Below are 16,147 nucleotides of genomic sequence, written 5' to 3' on the forward strand. Positions count from 1 at the left end.
GGGATGGTGAGCTGTGATAACATTTCGCCATTGGTCATCAGGGATGCGAATTATGAAATCAAAAAATGCCACCTTGGAAGATGTCGCCCGCCATGCAGGCGTCTCTTATCAGACGGTGTCACGGGTTTTAAACAAGTCAGCAAACGTCTCAGCCTCAACGCGGCGCAAGGTGGAACAGGCTATTGAAACGCTGCGCTACGTACCCAACCGACTGGCGCAACAGCTGGTAGGCAAGCAGAGCACTACCCTGGGTCTGGTGACCACTTCGCTGGCGTTGCATGCCCCGTCGCAGGTGGCCGCCGCGGTAAAACGCTACGCCAACGCCGCTGACTACCAGGTGCTGATTGCGATGATTGATGAGAACGTCAATCAAAGTCTGCAGGATTGTATCAATGAGCTGAAGTCTCAGCGGGTGGATAAGGTGATCATTAACGTCCCGCTGGAGAGCAGCGATGCAGAGCACATCGCCCAGCAGAACGAAGATATCCTCTGCCTCTTTCTGGATGTTGACCCTTACAGCGCCGTGTTTAACGTTTCGTTTAATCCCGCTGACGGTACCCGCGCCAGCGTTAAATATCTTTATGAGCAGGGACATCGGGAATTTGCCCTGCTGGCCGGTCCTGAGCAGTCGGTGTCGGCTAACCTGCGGTTAAAGAGCTGGCTGGATACGCTCGAAAGCTATCGCCTGAAGCCGGTCAGCATCAGCCACGGTAACTGGGATGCGCAGAGTGGTTACAACGGGGTGCTGCAACTGCTGCGCGAAGCGCCGGACTTCAGCGCGCTGCTGGTGGGTAACGATCAGATGGCGCTTGGCGTACTCAGCGCGCTGCATCAACGCGGCGTTGCGGTACCGGGGCAAATCTCGGTGATTGGCTACGATGACACCTATGAAAGCGCGTTCTTTCATCCGGCGCTGACCACGGTTTCGCTGGATCTCGATCTGCAGGGCAAAGAGGCGGTGGCGCGTATCCTGTTGGCCGGCGAGCACGATGAGCAGCGTTCTTCCTCTATCCTGCCCGCCAGGCTGGTGGTGCGCAGCTCAACCGGTGCCGCTGGACAGCAGCAGCGGGATTTGAAGCAGATCGCCGAACAGCTGAGGCTGATTGCCAGTCGGCTTGAATAGCGCGGGCTGAACGCAATAGGGAAAGCATGGTGTGATGACGAGCCGGCAACTCAGCGGCTGACGCATTCCCCGATCGGCAAAAACCACCGGGACAGCCAGGCCGCATCATCCGATCGGGATAAACGAGGCGGAATGCTGGCTTTTGGCGCGAGCCGATATAGAGTGGCCACAGCACCACTCTGATAAACGAGGCAAACATGGCGTTTTCGCACGAGTTAATCCTGATTTACACCACTTACTTTGTAGCAACGGCCAGCCCAGGGCCGAGTAATATGGCGATTATGGGGACGGCGATGAAAAAGGGGCGCGCTGCTGCCCTGGCGCTGGCCGGTGGCGTGATAGGCGGTTCGATGCTGTGGGCACTGCTGGCCGCCTGCGGCGTGCTGACCGTGCTGGCGACCTTCGCCCAACTGCTGATCGTGTTGAAAATTGGCGGCGGGTTATATCTGCTGTGGCTTGCCTTCAAAGCGGGGAAATCCGCGCTACGCCGACCGGATGAGGCGCAATACGCGCCAGGCGATGAGAAGGTCGCCTATGCCAGGCTGTTCCGCCAGGGCATCCTGATGCATATCGGTAATCCAAAAGCCATTCTTACCTGGGTCGCCATTATGTCCGTTGCGCTCAAGCCGGGCGCGGCGGCCGCGGCGTTGCCCATGATCCTCTGCGGCTGTGCAGCGATCTGCGTGATGGTGTTCTGCGGCTATGCGTTACTGTTCTCCACCGCGCTGATGAGTGCTTTTTATCGGCGTATCCGGCGCGGGCTTGATGCGCTGTTAGCCTGCTGCTTCGCCATTGCAGGCCTGAAGCTGGTACTGAGCCGAAGCTGAAGGCGCTGGAGGGTGGCCTGTGCAGGATGCCAGTTCGCTTTGATCCCTGATACAGAGTTGGCGTTGAGCGAGAAGCGGGACTTCTGTCAGCATTACAGCCTGCGCGGCAACAATACTTTCGGCCTGCACTGAATAATAAAAAAGCCGCCATTGCTGGCGGCTCCGAATGTGTTCACGAGCGCTGAGCGTCATCGGCAACGCTGCCGGCGGCGCTTTTTTTATCCGTTGGCGGTAGCGGTTTTCATCGCCGGGCGCTGCGGCAGCAGCCAGAGAAACGCGATGATAATCAGCGCCAGCGTCAGCGAGGCGCTATAGCGACTCAGCGCCAGTCCGCCGGAGGCCACAGGCTTATCCAGGAAGTCACCCACTACCGCACCCAGCGGGCGGGTCAGAATAAAGGCTGACCAGAACAGCGCCGTCCGCGAAAGCGAGGTAAATCGACTGGCGGCCCAGATAATGCCCAGCGCGCCAACAAACAGCAGGATCCCGCCGTCGTAGCCCAGACCTTCACTGTCTGCGGTCCAGTCACCTAACGCGGTGCCCAGCGTTTGAGAAAACATGATGGTAATCCAGTAAAAACTCTCTGAGATAGAGTTGTTAACGGAATTTACCGCGATGGTGCCGCAGGTAATGCGCCAGATAAACAGTGAGAGCACCAGCAGCGTGCTCAGCAGCAGTGTACCGCCCAGATAACCTATTCCCAGCGAGCGATCGGCGAAGTCCGCCAGCGTGGTGCCGACAGTGGTGGTGGCCACAACGGTAAACCAGTAGATCCATTTGTTAAAGCTGTGACGTTTAATCTGCACCACCACCGCAATGAAAAAGATGATGGCGAAAATCAGGGTACCGGTGAGGTAACCCAGATTCATCGACATGGTTACCGCATCGCCGCCGGTTTCACCCAGGGTGGTCGCTGCGATTTTGGTTAACCAGAAAGCCGCGGTGACGGCAGGAACTTTGCTCAGAGATAAAGTGTGTGTCGTATTATTTTGCATGGGGTCGGGCTCCGGAAAAGCCCAAAATGGGCTAATACAGCCTGCAGGTTATCGGATTAATCTTAAGAAAAGGTTAAGCTGCAGAGATGTTTCAGCGAAACTTTTCTGATGCCGGAATCGAATTATTTTGTGGGGAGAGGTGCATGATGTTTGATGTTACGGCCGCCAGGGATAGGGAGCGGGGAGTAGTCGATCGGCGAAAACGACACTGTTTATCCTGTTATTTCGCAATATCGTCGCTGACGATCAACGCATTTTTCATTAATATCTTTTTATATTCAACAGCCGTCGTACAACAGGTACCCCTATGATCACCGTCGAAAAAGCAGACCCATCTGCGCCAGACTCGCTCGATTTGATTGAAAAGTTGTCAGCAGAGCTGGCTGCGATCACTGGCGATAGCGGTAAACGCCATTTTACACCAGAGTCTGTACAAGGAGAGCGGTCACTATGGGTTGTGGCAAGAAACAAACAGGGTCATGCCGTTGGATGCGGGGCTATCCGTCCACTCGCGAATGATATAGCTGAAGTTAAGAGAATGTTTTCAGATCGAAGTTCTGCTGGCATTGGCAATGCGTTACTTACTTTTCTGGAAAGCTCGGCGAAGCGTATGGGTTATCACGCGTTGTGGCTTGAAACCCGGCGAATCAATCGTCGGGCGGTTGAGTTTTATAGTAAAAATGGCTACTCAGTCATTGAGAATTACGGACCTTACAGCGGCCGGGACGAGGCGGTGTGTTTCGCAAAAAACCTGCAAGGCTGAGAGAGCGTTAACTTAACCCGCGTAGCGCGGCTGACGGCCTTAAATAACGCCTCCCGGCATGACGCATACAGGCTAAGCGCACCGTCAGGCTGCAACCCCTTGTCACCTTCAGCAGGGCAAAAAGCACGAACTACACATTTACAAATTTAAATGTGTAAATATAATGTCGCCACTTTCGACATTAAAGGATTTTTCGTTATGCCCTCTTTATTCGCTCCCCTGACGCTGGGTGACCTTCAGCTCCGTAACCGCATTGCACTGCCGCCGCTGACGCGTTGCCGCAGTGAGCAGCCTGGCAATATTCCCGGTGAGATGATGGTGGAATATTATCGCCAGCGTGCCGGTGCGGGTTTTATGATCACCGAAGGCACACAGATTGAACCCCGTGGTCAGGGATATGCCTGGACGCCGGGCATCCACAGCGAAGCACAGATCGCCGGCTGGAAAAAAGTGACTGAGGCTGTACACCAGCAGGGCGGGACGATTTTTTGTCAACTCTGGCACGTTGGCCGGGTATCGCATAATGAACTGCAGCCAGGCAAGCAGTCGCCGGTCGCCCCTTCAGCCGTTGCCGCAGATAACGTCAGAGTTTTTATCGAAACCGGACCCGGTGCCGGCAGGTTAACCGCGCCCAGTGCGCCGCGTGAACTGACCACTGCTGAAGTCAAAGAGCTGGTGGCGCTCTATCGCCGTGCCGCAGAAAACGCCAGAGAGGCGGGTTTCGATGGCGTCGAACTGCATTCCGCCAATGGCTATCTGATAAACCAGTTCATCTCCGAACACACTAACTTCCGTACAGATGAATATGGCGGCTCACTCGAAAATCGTCTGCGTTTCCTGCGCGAAGTGACCGAGGCGGTCAGTGCGGTATTTGGCAGCCACCGGGTCGGCGTCCGTTTTGCACCGCTGTTTTCAAGCACCGATGAAGAGCGCGTCTACCTTGGTCTGGTAGAAAGCGACCCTCATGCGACATACCTGCGCGCCGCGCAGCTACTGAATGAGCTGGAAGTCGGCTATCTTTCCATTGCCGAAGCCGACTGGGACAACAGTCCGGATCTGCCTGAAGATTTCCGCATCGCGCTGCGCGAAACTTTCCGCTCGCCGATTATGTACTCAGGCCGCTATACGCAGGAAAAAGCGCAGCGGATGCTGGAAAAAGGCTGGGGCGATCTGTTTGGTTTCGGCCGTACTTTTATCGCCAATCCCGATCTGCCTGCGCGATTGAAAGCGGGTCATCCGCTGAACAGCGTCGATCACGCCTCCCTGTATGGCGGCAGTGAGAAAGGATATACTGACTATCCGGTCTATCCATCCTGATGTTTTGCGAGGCGGCATGTCACCCGAAAATGCCCTGAAATTACTCTCCAACCCGACACGGGTGGCGGTACTTAAATGGCTGAAAAATCCTGACGAAGCGTTTGCGGGTTATTCGCAGCTCTATCCTTTCGATCAGTATGGCGTCTGTGCCAGCCTCATCCAGGACAAGGCGGGCTTATCACAGCCCGCCACGTCGTTATGCCTTAAAGCGCTGCAAAACGCAGGCCTGGTGGAAGCCAGCAAAGTGGGTAAATGGACCTATTATCGCCGCGCCGAGCAGCGTATTCATGAAGTCACTGCTGCGGTGACACAATCGTTGCAGCAACTTTTATAATCTCCTTTCATCAGTTTTACTTTTTTGATTGCTGGCCGACGGCCTGGCGAGGACGCCTTTCGGCGCAGCGAGTTCAGTAACCGGCGCGGTGGCTGGCTGAACAGTGAGCGCGCTTCAGGGTTTGCCTGATATTTAATTTTCCGGACGTATTGCTGAAAAATAAGTCCGGGAACGGAAAGCGTGTTTTATCCGGAATAAACACTCAGCCTGATACGCTGAAATATTATCGCCTCACCGGGTTGCCCAAAAATCTTTTTGCAACCTGAGCGTTTCTTCTTCCACCTCCTCTACCGGGCCGGTCAGTTCAATGTTTTTCTGCCCATGCTGAAAAACATATGATGCAGGGATATGCATGGTCGGGTTTTCATTGTGGTTACCGGTACACTCCAGCAGACGAGCTTCGCTCATTCCATAAACGACCCGGCCAATATTGGCCCAGTAAATCGTCCCGGCACACATGCAACAAGGCTCTACCGCGGTGTAAAGCGTACAGTTCCAGAGATATTCAGCAGAAAAATTGCTTGCCGCGATTCGCGCCAGGGTTGATTCAGCATGATTAACGCTATCGATATTACATTGGGTCAACAGCACCGTCTCCTTATCAGGGGCCACCAGCACCGCACCGAAAGGATGATTACCTAAAGCGATAGCGCGTTTCCCGACCTCGTTCGACATTTTCAGGAATTTAATATCCGTTGTGTTATTCATTATTTTCTCCTTTTCGGGCGTTCAGTAGGGCATTGAGTAAAACAGCCGTGAATCCACCCATAAAAATTCCGCTGTCAAAAATTAATCTTAATGACGACGGAAGCGAATTAAACAAAGCAGGGAAGGCCATAGGGATAACACCGACGCTTATCGATACGGCAACAATCAGCATATTATTATCATTTTCAAAACTGACCTCTTTGAGTTGCTGGATACCAGCCGCCAGCGTCATGCCAAACATTAAAATGCCCACGCCGCCCAGTACGGGACGAGGAATTGCTGACACAATCGCACCCAGTTTCGGAAACAGGCCAAGCAACACCAGTATCACACCTGCGGCAGCCAGGACCGATCGACTGGTGATGCGCGTGAGCATGATCAGCCCGGCATTTTGAGAAAAGGCATTGTACGGAAAGCTGTTGAGACAGCCGCCGATCATCGTTGAAAGCCCGTCAGCGCGTATCGTATCGGAAAGGCGTTGTGATGTTGTCGGACGACCGATCAGCTTATCTATCAGCAGGACATTGCCGGTTGTCTCTGTCATGACGATGATCATCGCCAGACAGGATATAAAAACAGGAACGGGTGAAAACACCGGCAGACCAAAAGAGAAGGGCATACTGATACCGATCCACGCAGCATGAGTGACGACGGAGAAATCGGTTAATCCTGCGATAAAAGCGATCAGGGTGCCTGCTCCCATCCCCGCCAGGATGGCGAAATTTCTGATGATGCCGCGCGTCTTGCAATAGAAGATCAGCGTGATCACCAGGGTAGCCAGAGCGAGTAATAAATGAGAGGGGCTGGCAAAATCAGGGGCGTCAGGGTTTCCGCCGCCAATCCAGATTGCCGCTGCGGGCATCAAAGAAATGCCAATGATGGTAATCACACAGCCAATCACAATCGGCGGGAAAAAGCGGACCAGGCGGCTAAACAGCGGGGCGATAAGCACCGTAAACAACCCACACGCGATGGCCGAACCAAAAACCGTCGTAATCCCATACTGCTGGCCGATCATCGCCATCGGTGCCAGCACGATGAAAGAGCATCCCTGGATTAACGGCAATCTTCCGCCAAAGCGACTGATACCGACAGACTGAAGCAGGGTAGCGAGTCCGGATGTCAGCAGGCAGGCGTTAACCAGCGTCACCGTCTGAGCGCCGTTTAAGCCCATTACTGACGCAAGGATTAAAGGCACCGTGACCGTGCCCGCGTACATAACCAGTACATGCTGGAAGCCCAGCGACGCTATGCGTCCGGGGCTCAGCGAGCTTTGAGGTGTCTTTGCTGCAATCAACGTTTCCATAAGCATCCCCGTCATTATTCAAAAAAGAGAACTCACTCTATATGTAAAAAAATGATAAAAGTGAGTGAGCTGTTTTCAGATAAATTGAAAGCTGAGGGGTAAATTGAAATATTCATTGGAACAACTTATGACCTTTGAACAGGTGGCCAAATCGGGTTCCTTTTCTGCTGCTGCGCGTCATCTGAGGAAATCTCAGTCTTCCGTGAATATGGCGATGAGCAATCTGGAGATTGAACTCAACGTTGCGCTTTTCGAGCGAACGCCCAGGCAGGTCAGGCTTACGCCGGAAGGGGAAGTGCTGCGGGAATATGTCAAAACGATACTGGAAAGGTGTCATGCGTTTGATCAGCGTGTAACCGCCTTTAACCAGCAAATTGAGAGCCACGTCAGCCTGGCCATCGAGCTTCCCTACATCACTATTGCGCCGGTGCTATATGAATTCTCTATGACCTTTCCTGAAGTCGATATCCATATTAAGGAGCCGTTTCGTGGCGACGTGGAAGCCATGGTGAAAAGCGGTGAGGTGGATCTGGGTATTACCCTTTCTCATTCTGTTGAGAGTGAGACTATTCAGTTCACCCAACTGGGTAAGGTGGTGATGGTCCATGTCGTCAGTGTTGATCATCCGCTTGCTCAACAAATTCCGGTTTCCTTTGCCGATCTGCACAACTGGCGCCACATTACTTTTGGCTCACAGGAAAAAAAGATCGCGACGACAGAATATTTAGGCAGCCCGATGCTGTGGCGAGTGGAGAGTTACAGTGCCATGCTCGATGCGGCTCTGGCGGGTCTGGGATGGGCTTCGCTACCCCGCGAATTTGTTTATCGTGAACTTCAAACCGGCAGGCTGGTTGAATTACGGCAGCAGGAATATCCGCACACAGACTGGATTGTCGCGGTGGATCTGCTGTGGTCAAAACAGGCCAAAGCCGGAAAAGCACAAATCTGGCTTCGCGATCGTTTAGTGAAGCATAAAATTTTTGAGCAGGATAATGCGGGTAACAGGACAACGCTGTAGTTCTGCTATTCTCTTTCGCCCTGATTAACGCAGTAAGGGTTTAGCCGCTCTGTTTAAAACACCCGGCGGACGGTAACCGGCATTTTAAATCTGCCCTGATTACGGCTGATCTTCTGATCGGCCATTAATGTTTGCTTTCAGATTTATTATTTTTTTACCGTAACGGTAACATGCATTCATCCAATGAGAGGTGCGCATGGGTGAGCCTCAAGCCGCCAGTCCGCCCTTCTTCGTTAATTTCCCGCTCCGTTTATCATTGCTCTGTTTTCATCATTTCCTGCCGGCACGGGGCGGGGAAAATAGCGCCACCGGCTTTCAGGAATCGTTGATCCACTATACTGAGCAATGAAGGTGCTATTTATATTCGAGGCTGTTCACGGTTAATGACTTAATTTCGTCCTTAACTCTGACTATCAGGAGAACACAATGCAAAAGAGCCAAATGATGAAAGGGCTGTTAGCCGCATCGGTATTAGCAGCAATGTTCAGTACCGTCGGTGTGCAAGCTCAGACCCCCTCCAGCGCCGCGCAGAATGGCGCTGCAATGCAGGGAGAATCAAGCGCTAAGCTCAGCGCGGGTGATGAAAAAGCGGTGAAGGACATGGCGCAGGCCAATATTAACGAAATTGCTGCCGCCAAAGTCGCACTGAGTAAGGCTCAAAGCAGCAAAGTTAAAGCCTTTGCGCAGCAGATGGTCAGAGACCACGGCGATGCCCTGATCAAAGTCCAGACGGTCGCTAAGCAAAAAGGCGTAGCATTGCCCACTGAGCCGGACGCCCAACACGCGGCCATGGCTGCTAAGCTGGAAAAACAGAGCGGTGACGCTTTTGACAAGATGTACATGGAAAACGCCGGCACCATGGACCACAAAATGGTGCTGTCGAAGTTGCAAAAGGATGCCACTAAAATCAAGGACCCGGATGTGAAGGCGCTGGCCGATGCACACACGCCTGTGGTTGAGCAGCATCTGAAGGCGGCTCAGCAGATGGCGATGTAACCGGCCATGCCAGCAGTCAACGAGTCAACAGGTTATCTGGTGTGCAGCATCATCGGCGAGCCGGATAACCGTTGTCACCGGATGCAGAAAGGCACCGCGTAAAGGCGCTGGCTGGAGAACGGGGCACGCTGGCGACCGCGGCTCAGAGGGTGCAGTCGCCAGCGGAGAGTAACGCCAGAGGCGGAAAGCCGGATTGGCCTGAAACTCACGCCCGGCAGGATGGATGGCGCAGCCGGTATTAAGGATCGCTTTTAACACAGTGCCACCTGAGACCGACATCCCTTCGGCTATGCGCAAAAGGTTGAGGTTGAGGTTGAGGTTAAATAGTCTCAGTTATCCCTTGCCAGTAAAGTCAATAATTCGTGGTAAAGCGGTGGCGCAACATAAAGGAAAGGTCCGATATCTCCTGCAAATGCATGATGCAACACGAATGCCGTTAGCGGGTAAACCCTGTGGTTGCCAGAGTTAATATTAAACAGGCTCAGCTGAGGCTGCTATTTATTCATGTAAAGCCTATCTGTTATGACAGGTTTACTCTCATTTGCCCGTAAAATAGCAACAGGCCAGTCAGTTTAAAAATTGCGAAGGTAAATAGCCGATCGATCCACCGCTAATTAAAACGCTTTACTCCCCATGTATTAATAAAGTGTGCGGAATGCCTTATATTCATTTTGTGCCCGAAATTCAGGCAAGGCCTCCCGTTACTTCTGCGCGCGACTACTTCCCTCCACCTCAGCGAGGCTGACATCATAGGCTTCCTGCGCTTTTTCAATATCATCAAGATGATTAATTGCCCAGTCATACATGGCGCTAAACGGTTTCTGCAAAGAGCGGCCGAGATCGGTGATTGCGTATTCAACGGCAACCGGAGAGGTCGCCAAAACGGTCCGATTAATCAATCCGTTACGTTCCATTTTGCGTAAGGCCTGGGTAAGGGCTTTGTGGGTGATACCTTCCATGCTGCGCTTCATCTGGTTAAAGCGCAGCGTATTCTCATTAAGTAAAGTCAGTATCATGACGCTCCATTTGTTTGCGACCTGATCGAAAAAAACACGGGCGGCGCAGTCTGCAAAGAAAACGGGATCAACACTATTTGTCATTTAAGTATCCTTGAGTATATCTACTCGCTTCAAAGTGCGTAATTGACCTTAGCTGAATGTTATATACCATGCGATTGACGTTGGGATAAATATCTCAGCTGCGACCGCATCGTCTGCTAAATAAAACGGCGGGACAACGTTTAGCAAGCACTAAGGAACCCTCATGAAAGAAAAAAACTTCTCTCTGTCCAGACGTAACCTGCTGGCTTTTGCCAGCGCGACCGTTGTCTCGGCGGCGGTTAAAGCCAGCCCGACAGTCTATGCGCCAAAGGTGTCACCGACGGCCCGACTTTTTTATACCGAAAAAGGAGAAGGCAAAAATATAATGGTATTACACGGCTGGACCTGTGATTCACATGACTGGAGCTGGCAATTACCCGCGCTTGAAAGAAAATACCGTACGGTAGCGGTAGATTTACGCGGGCATGGTCGATCAGAGGTCAAGCCATCAGGGCATTATAACCCGGCTGACTATGTTGCCGATATTGAGGCATTAATTCTGTCACGCTATCCCGGTCAGAAATTTATTCTGATTGGTCACTCAATGGGCGGCCAGATTGCCGCGCGGCTTGCGGCAAAAAGGCCCGATTTAGTGAGTGCAGTCGTCTCGGTGGACGGTTCAATGGGATTCGCGGACGAACAGGCGGCCGTTTTTCAGAAAGCCACTGACGATCTGCATAAAGGCGATCCTTATGTAACCGGTCCGGCGCTATTTGAGCTCTTTTACGATAAAAATACCCAGCCCGCGTTAAAGCGCTGGCATGCAAGACGCCTGCAGGGCGTGCCGCTGCATGTGGTACGGGAATCATTCGGCCCGCTGTTTCTGGGTGCGGGACAAGTCGGAGTGGGTAAAGCGAGTGAAGACTTTTGTCGAGGCTTAACGGTTCCTGTATATCACCTTTGTCGCGATGCCACGCAGGCTGAGAATATGCGTCAATGGTTTTCAAACCCAAAATCAAAAACAGATTACTGGACGCAGACAGGACACTGGATTATGCAGGATCGCAGTGAGGAGGTGAACAACGCCGTGACGGCCTGGATCGATGGGCTGTAACGTCACAGCAGCAGAATCGACACTTTTGGCTTACGGCATGGCTCTTTTCTGCAAAATCGGTCACTTAATGCAATAAAAATGCGCTAACCGGTGCTGCCGGTTAGCGCATTGGCAAACCTGATTCAGACAGTGTGATCATATGAATGGGATAGACGAGGATGACGTTAACAATTTAGCTATATCACTTTTTCTTATAGACATCCGCAGTAGCATGCATTTTATTGTTGGTATTGCCGGATGTCAGAACATAAACATCTCCGCCTTTTTTATCTGCCAGGCTGGAAAGTTCAGCTTTCGCATCAGAGGCGCTGACTTCACCTGATGTTGATACGCTACCCACTTTTTCGTACTGATCCTGCACTTTTTCAAAATCATTTTTCGGCATCATCTCTGCCGCAAACGCGTTGAAGGAAAAGGCACACGCGGCTATCACATAAATTATTTTTTTCATCAGTTCATCTCCAGATGTATTTAGTATGGAATAAGTATTAATTGCCACAATAATTATAGAGTCTGCAGCATATTCTTTCCTGGGAGATTTGATTTATTTTGGTTTTTTGTGATGAACGCATTGTTCAACAAAGAAAATAATCTGACTGTCACACTTTTCAGTCATAAGCAAATGGTGTGACGGCTGAAGACTATTTTTTCTGGCGGGTGTATAGGATAGTTTTTTCGGTAATAAAAAAAGGCGTTTTATAGAGAAAAAATCATGTTTAAGCCCGGGCGTACGCCTTCAGATGTTAAAAAAAAGAACGGCAAGGCGTTTTTCTTTACATATTACTGGTCTTGTTATTAAGACGGATAATTAATCATCAACTTTGGCGTTAACTGAAGTATAATTAATGAGGCAAAAACTCTCCGCTGTATAAATAACCATGCTCATGGGGGCGAAAATGATTATCCTGCTAAGGTTTTGCGTCATTGCTTTGTTTCTCACACTGACAGGCTGTTCTTCTAAAGTGGCAGAAACCAATCAGTACTCAGGCTTTCTAAGTGATTACTCTGATTTACGCACCGTAGAAACGACATCGGGTCAACAGGTACTGCGCTGGGTATCACCCGATTTTCGTTTAAGCAATTATAAGGATATTTATGTGTCACCGGTGGTCTATTTCCCTTCTCCTAAACCGGATAGTCGCGTAAATGCCGCTACACTGGAATAAATCCGTTTATATACCGAACAGCGGCTGAAAAGCGCTGTGAGCTCCCACAAGAATTTAAGCAATCAGCCACATGCTGGTGGGTTAATGCTCAGGACGGCCATCACTGCAGTTTCAGCTGAAAATAAAGATATTCAGTTTTATGAAGTTCTGCCGGTGACAGCGGTTGTGGCAGGAACCATGACCATGACCGGCAAGCGTTCACAAAATACTTTCCTGTTCATCGAGGCGGCGTTAATTGACGTCTCAACCAATAAACCGGTGATAAAAGTGGTGAGGAAAGCCTATGGCGGTAAAGTCTCTAACAGTGAGTCTCCGATAACGAGAGATGATATCAAAAGTGCCATCGACACCATGGTTGCCGACGTGGTCGATTTTCCCGGTAAATAAAGTAAAGTTAATAATTCCTGATTGTAATCAAGCTGATGTGAGTTTTACGGATATCCTGTATTCACAAAGGTGTTTACTCGCTGATGCGACAATTTTTATCAATAATGCCTGAATCCGCGTAACAGAGCCTGAATGAATTTTTAATTCTGAAGGCTGCTGTCTGTTACGTCACGGTGAAACACGACCTGCCTGGGTCTGTCTGGTGCCGGCTGTTATTAACATAGGCGGCACCTCCATCCTGATTATTATTTCTGCAAAGGATATTCATGATGCTGGATTTGATAAAAGCCATTGGGCTGGGACTGATCGTTATTCTGCCGCTGGCGAATCCGCTAACCACTGTTGTGTTATTTTTAGCATTAAGCGGTCAGATGAACAGCGCCACCCGTAATCTGATAGCGGTTAAAACCTCTCTTTATGTTTTTATTATTCTTATCGTTGCCTGGTATGCCGGTCAATTAGTCATGGATACGTTCGGCATTTCGATTCCTGGCTTGCGTATTGCCGGTGGGCTGATTGTGGCCTTTATCGGTTTCAGGATGTTGTTTCCGATACAGCAGGAGGAGCGGGGGATGGATGTGTTAATAAAAACAGCGAAAGAGAAAGAGACAGCTAAAACAAGCATTGCTTTTGTTCCACTGGCTATGCCCAGCACGGCCGGTCCCGGTACCATTGCGATGTTAATCAGCTCTGCGTCTACACTGCGACATGCCAATGAATTTCCGGCCTGGGTGATTCTGGTGGCACCCCCGCTTATCTTCCTGATCGTGGCGATGATCGTCTGGGTCTGCCTTCGGAGCACCGATACCATTATGCGGCTGGTTGGTAAAAGCGGTATTGATGCCATATCCCGACTGATGGGATTTCTGCTGGTCTGTATGGGTGTGCAATTTATTATTAATGGCGTGCTTGAGATCGTTTCCTTAATCCGGTAATCCGGTACTGTCCCGTCCGAAATTATTTTTTGCCAATTTTTTATAAACACACCAGGGTTGATCCATCACGATAAAGTATTCACTCTCCTCACAGAGATGATGCCGCCTGTTAATGATCAAGATAGAGATAATGCAGCCAGCTGGTCATCCGCAGGAGGACCTTACGCATCACCGAAACATGGGTGAAATGGTCTGAATAGACCGCCACCTGCGCAAAAATCCCGTCGGGTAAGGCGTCAACATCGGCGTTCGGCTCCAGCTCGATGGTAGCCAGCACGCCATCGGTACCAGAGGCGATGGTCAGAGACTGAAGCGTGCCTTGTGCCTGATAAGCGCCTCCAGGCACCACCGGAAGAATCTGGGTCAGTTTGCCGGTAAAGACCTGACCCGGCAGAGCATTAAATACCACCTCGGCTTCGTCACCCATCTCCAGACGCAACAGCGAATTTTGTCTGAACTGGGCAATAATCTGCCGCTTTTGTTCCGGAATAAAAATCATCACCGGTCGCAAAGGCAGGGCGGCGGCATAGGAGCCTGGCCGGATCAGGACCTGGGTCACATAGCCATTACCCGGTGCCCGGACTACGGTTTGTTCCAGGTTGAATCGCGCTTCAGCCAGCTGCGCCCGCAGGCTGACAATTTGCGATTGCTCGCCGTTTATCACGCTGTCTAAACTGCTTTTTATCTGCGCCTGCTCAGCGACAGAACCTTTTACCAGCGCATCCTGCGCCAGATAGTCTTGTCGGGCATTATCGATATCTCTTTCGGAAAACGGATTCACTTTTGCCTTACTGCCGGTCAGATAGCGCTGGTAATCTTTAAATAATCGGTCTCGTTCAGCAGAGACATGGGTGGTATTGGCGATGGCTTCGTCCAGCTGGCTTTTTAAAGCCTGAACGTTGTGGATGGCGGTCATTAAATCCGCCTGCAACCTGTCAACCCGGGCCTGATAACGGGTGCTGTCTAAGCGAAATAACATCTCGCCTTTTTTGATCAGCTTGTTTTGTTTGTCAGTGACCTCACTGATCACGCCCGTGACCTGAGGCGTGATGGGAATCGCAATCACCGCTTTTTGCGCCAGAGAAGTATAGGGATGATTGTAATTCATTAGCATGATCAGCGCGCCAATCAAAAAAACGCCACCCAGTGCTGCGGTTGGCACCGTCCATTTATTGATCGGTATTCGGAATATTTTAAAAATTGCCCAGGCAAATGCGACATAGGTGAGAATGATCAGTAGATCCATCGCCTTGTTACTCCGGCTAGCCTACATTTCGGTTATTTAGCTGCTTTTCAAGCTCCGCAACGCGTTGCTCCAGAGAGGCATTGGCATTCATTCCCCAGCCTCGTTCCGGCCGATAGAGCGTCGCCCAGATCCACAAAAATGGCCATATAACATGCAAAGTGAATAAGCTGACCCAGCCCGCGACATGAATAGCATCAGCATGGGGATGGTTACGGGATTTTGCGATGAGATAAGGAATGTCGTGTAGAACAATAATGCCATAAAAAATAATGATAAAAACCGCGAACAGCACGCCCAATGCAAAGTAGTTAAGAAACATAAATGCCTCGGATTAAATTCGCAACCTGATTTCAAGCATAGGCTTATTGCTGCCGCTCGGCAATAAGGTCTATTTCATTAAAAATAAATAATCTTAATCAGTGCGATGTAATGGTACTGTTTTTACGGGCTGGTGAAGAAGGATCGCCCGGCTGTGGTGACGGGTAATCCGTATAACACGCTGATTAATAAAATCTCTTTAGCGCGCTGAAGCTGTCTGCCTGAGTGAGTTTCATAAACTGAAGCCTGAAATCTTCTCTTTTTCGTTCCTTTTATTGCTATCGTTTATAACCTCACTTTTTAAAAAAAAACGGTGATCTGGCGACAGGTAAGAAAAAATGACGGCGTTTTTTTTCCTGTTCTGCATCGCACCTATACTTATTTTTACGGCGATTGTGTATGGTGTATTACTCCTTTCTATTTAGTCCTGAGTAAACTTTAATTAGCTCTGCACGGTCGTTATTACCCCAGTGCCTGATCGCCACGTTTAATGCCCTGGCGCTTATATCATTATCTTGCATAAATTTATCAGCTAATTGTTATCGGAAAATTTG

16 protein-coding genes and 1 pseudogene are annotated in these 16,147 nt (G+C 50.6%); 10 read left to right on the forward strand and 7 right to left on the reverse strand.

Annotated elements, in window-relative coordinates; genetic code table 11:
* Positions 1-52 precede the first annotated feature (52 nt).
* Complete coding sequence (locus ACX3P5_RS20980; protein WP_336756005.1) at positions 53-1,123, forward strand: LacI family DNA-binding transcriptional regulator; 1,071 nt, start codon at positions 53-55, stop codon at positions 1,121-1,123.
* Positions 1,124-1,320: 197 nt separating this feature from the next.
* Positions 1,321-1,950 (forward strand): LysE family translocator, encoded by a 630-nt coding sequence (locus ACX3P5_RS20985; protein WP_233988445.1) that lies wholly within the window; start codon positions 1,321-1,323, stop codon positions 1,948-1,950.
* Positions 1,951-2,168: 218 nt separating this feature from the next.
* Here ACX3P5_RS20985 and ACX3P5_RS20990 read toward each other — a convergent pair whose 3' ends face one another.
* Complete coding sequence (locus ACX3P5_RS20990; protein WP_233988444.1) at positions 2,169-2,945, reverse strand: COG4705 family protein; 777 nt, start codon at positions 2,943-2,945, stop codon at positions 2,169-2,171.
* A 307-nt stretch (positions 2,946-3,252) separates the two neighbouring features.
* Between ACX3P5_RS20990 and ACX3P5_RS20995 the strand changes: the two genes are divergently transcribed.
* The 3 genes from ACX3P5_RS20995 to ACX3P5_RS21005 all read left to right on the forward strand — a co-directional run bounded on the left by ACX3P5_RS20995 (position 3,253) and on the right by ACX3P5_RS21005 (position 5,359).
* Positions 3,253-3,708, forward strand: coding sequence for a GNAT family N-acetyltransferase (locus ACX3P5_RS20995; RefSeq protein WP_458969301.1), 456 nt, complete (start codon positions 3,253-3,255; stop codon positions 3,706-3,708).
* Between the two features lie 198 nt (positions 3,709-3,906).
* Positions 3,907-5,025: an alkene reductase gene (locus ACX3P5_RS21000; protein WP_458969302.1), complete on the forward strand. Its 1,119-nt coding sequence runs from the start codon at positions 3,907-3,909 to the stop codon at positions 5,023-5,025.
* A gap of 16 nt (positions 5,026-5,041) precedes the next feature.
* Positions 5,042-5,359 (forward strand): ArsR/SmtB family transcription factor, encoded by a 318-nt coding sequence (locus ACX3P5_RS21005; protein WP_094119022.1) that lies wholly within the window; start codon positions 5,042-5,044, stop codon positions 5,357-5,359.
* A 231-nt stretch (positions 5,360-5,590) separates the two neighbouring features.
* On the opposite strand, the gene ACX3P5_RS21010 is transcribed toward ACX3P5_RS21005, so the two are convergent.
* Entirely contained in the window at positions 5,591-6,067 is a 477-nt protein-coding gene (locus tag ACX3P5_RS21010; RefSeq protein WP_336756007.1) for a nucleoside deaminase, read from the reverse strand.
* Positions 6,060-7,373: a nucleobase:cation symporter-2 family protein gene (locus tag ACX3P5_RS21015; protein WP_458969303.1), complete on the reverse strand. Its 1,314-nt coding sequence runs from the start codon at positions 7,371-7,373 to the stop codon at positions 6,060-6,062. Before ACX3P5_RS21015 ends, ACX3P5_RS21010 begins: the two co-directional genes overlap by 8 nt.
* Before the next feature lie 127 nt (positions 7,374-7,500).
* On the opposite strand from ACX3P5_RS21015, the gene ACX3P5_RS21020 reads away from it, so the two are divergent.
* Together ACX3P5_RS21020 and ACX3P5_RS21025 are read left to right on the forward strand one after the other, a co-directional pair.
* Positions 7,501-8,391 carry a LysR family transcriptional regulator gene (locus ACX3P5_RS21020; RefSeq protein ID WP_233988439.1) on the forward strand — a complete coding sequence of 297 codons (891 nt, stop codon included), beginning with the start codon at positions 7,501-7,503 and terminating at the stop codon, positions 8,389-8,391.
* A gap of 426 nt (positions 8,392-8,817) precedes the next feature.
* On the forward strand, positions 8,818-9,387 hold the full coding sequence (locus tag ACX3P5_RS21025; RefSeq protein ID WP_233988438.1) for a DUF4142 domain-containing protein: 570 nt from the start codon (positions 8,818-8,820) through the stop codon (positions 9,385-9,387).
* A 701-nt stretch (positions 9,388-10,088) separates the two neighbouring features.
* Here ACX3P5_RS21025 and ACX3P5_RS21030 read toward each other — a convergent pair.
* A complete protein-coding gene (locus ACX3P5_RS21030) occupies positions 10,089-10,487 on the reverse strand; it encodes a winged helix-turn-helix transcriptional regulator (RefSeq protein ID WP_336756009.1) in 399 nt (132 codons plus the stop codon).
* Positions 10,488-10,650: 163 nt separating this feature from the next.
* On the opposite strand from ACX3P5_RS21030, the gene ACX3P5_RS21035 reads away from it, so the two are divergent.
* Positions 10,651-11,541, forward strand: coding sequence for an alpha/beta fold hydrolase (locus ACX3P5_RS21035; protein WP_458969304.1), 891 nt, complete (start codon positions 10,651-10,653; stop codon positions 11,539-11,541).
* A 181-nt stretch (positions 11,542-11,722) separates the two neighbouring features.
* Here ACX3P5_RS21035 and yahO read toward each other — a convergent pair whose 3' ends face one another.
* Complete coding sequence (yahO, locus tag ACX3P5_RS21040; protein ID WP_233988433.1) at positions 11,723-11,992, reverse strand: DUF1471 family periplasmic protein YahO; 270 nt, start codon at positions 11,990-11,992, stop codon at positions 11,723-11,725.
* 445 nt (positions 11,993-12,437) lie between these two features.
* Between yahO and ACX3P5_RS21045 the strand changes: the two are divergent.
* A pseudogene (locus tag ACX3P5_RS21045) lies at positions 12,438-13,094 on the forward strand (DUF3313 domain-containing protein).
* A gap of 269 nt (positions 13,095-13,363) precedes the next feature.
* On the forward strand, positions 13,364-14,029 hold the full coding sequence (locus ACX3P5_RS21050) for a MarC family NAAT transporter (RefSeq protein WP_458969473.1): 666 nt from the start codon (positions 13,364-13,366) through the stop codon (positions 14,027-14,029).
* A 109-nt stretch (positions 14,030-14,138) separates the two neighbouring features.
* Here ACX3P5_RS21050 and ACX3P5_RS21055 read toward each other — a convergent pair whose 3' ends face one another.
* Entirely contained in the window at positions 14,139-15,275 is a 1,137-nt protein-coding gene (locus ACX3P5_RS21055) for an HlyD family secretion protein (RefSeq protein ID WP_233988430.1), read from the reverse strand.
* A gap of 16 nt (positions 15,276-15,291) precedes the next feature.
* The gene (locus tag ACX3P5_RS21060) at positions 15,292-15,594 is read right to left on the reverse strand and encodes a DUF3302 domain-containing protein (RefSeq protein WP_233988429.1); all 303 of its coding nucleotides are present in this window, start codon (positions 15,592-15,594) and stop codon (positions 15,292-15,294) included.
* Between the last annotated feature and the right edge of the window lie 553 nt (positions 15,595-16,147).

Source organism: Pantoea sp. S-LA4 (assembly GCF_054482835.1).

What these genes read in the sequence shown, in the direction of transcription:
- ACX3P5_RS20980 (WP_336756005.1), top strand. Translation starts at nt 53, where the DNA reads ATGAAATCAAAAAATGCCACCTTGGAAGATGTCGCCCGCCATGCAGGC.
- ACX3P5_RS21000 (WP_458969302.1), top strand. Translation starts at nt 3,907, where the DNA reads ATGCCCTCTTTATTCGCTCCCCTGACGCTGGGTGACCTTCAGCTCCGT.
- ACX3P5_RS21060 (WP_233988429.1), bottom strand. Translation starts at nt 15,594, where the DNA reads ATGTTTCTTAACTACTTTGCATTGGGCGTGCTGTTCGCGGTTTTTATC.
- ACX3P5_RS21005 (WP_094119022.1), top strand. Translation starts at nt 5,042, where the DNA reads ATGTCACCCGAAAATGCCCTGAAATTACTCTCCAACCCGACACGGGTG.
- ACX3P5_RS21020 (WP_233988439.1), top strand. Translation starts at nt 7,501, where the DNA reads ATGACCTTTGAACAGGTGGCCAAATCGGGTTCCTTTTCTGCTGCTGCG.
- ACX3P5_RS21050 (WP_458969473.1), top strand. Translation starts at nt 13,364, where the DNA reads ATGCTGGATTTGATAAAAGCCATTGGGCTGGGACTGATCGTTATTCTG.
- ACX3P5_RS20990 (WP_233988444.1), bottom strand. Translation starts at nt 2,945, where the DNA reads ATGCAAAATAATACGACACACACTTTATCTCTGAGCAAAGTTCCTGCC.
- ACX3P5_RS21055 (WP_233988430.1), bottom strand. Translation starts at nt 15,275, where the DNA reads ATGGATCTACTGATCATTCTCACCTATGTCGCATTTGCCTGGGCAATT.
- ACX3P5_RS21025 (WP_233988438.1), top strand. Translation starts at nt 8,818, where the DNA reads ATGCAAAAGAGCCAAATGATGAAAGGGCTGTTAGCCGCATCGGTATTA.
- ACX3P5_RS20995 (WP_458969301.1), top strand. Translation starts at nt 3,253, where the DNA reads ATGATCACCGTCGAAAAAGCAGACCCATCTGCGCCAGACTCGCTCGAT.
- ACX3P5_RS21015 (WP_458969303.1), bottom strand. Translation starts at nt 7,373, where the DNA reads ATGGAAACGTTGATTGCAGCAAAGACACCTCAAAGCTCGCTGAGCCCC.
- ACX3P5_RS21010 (WP_336756007.1), bottom strand. Translation starts at nt 6,067, where the DNA reads ATGAATAACACAACGGATATTAAATTCCTGAAAATGTCGAACGAGGTC.
- yahO (WP_233988433.1), bottom strand. Translation starts at nt 11,992, where the DNA reads ATGAAAAAAATAATTTATGTGATAGCCGCGTGTGCCTTTTCCTTCAAC.
- ACX3P5_RS21035 (WP_458969304.1), top strand. Translation starts at nt 10,651, where the DNA reads ATGAAAGAAAAAAACTTCTCTCTGTCCAGACGTAACCTGCTGGCTTTT.
- ACX3P5_RS20985 (WP_233988445.1), top strand. Translation starts at nt 1,321, where the DNA reads ATGGCGTTTTCGCACGAGTTAATCCTGATTTACACCACTTACTTTGTA.
- ACX3P5_RS21030 (WP_336756009.1), bottom strand. Translation starts at nt 10,487, where the DNA reads ATGACAAATAGTGTTGATCCCGTTTTCTTTGCAGACTGCGCCGCCCGT.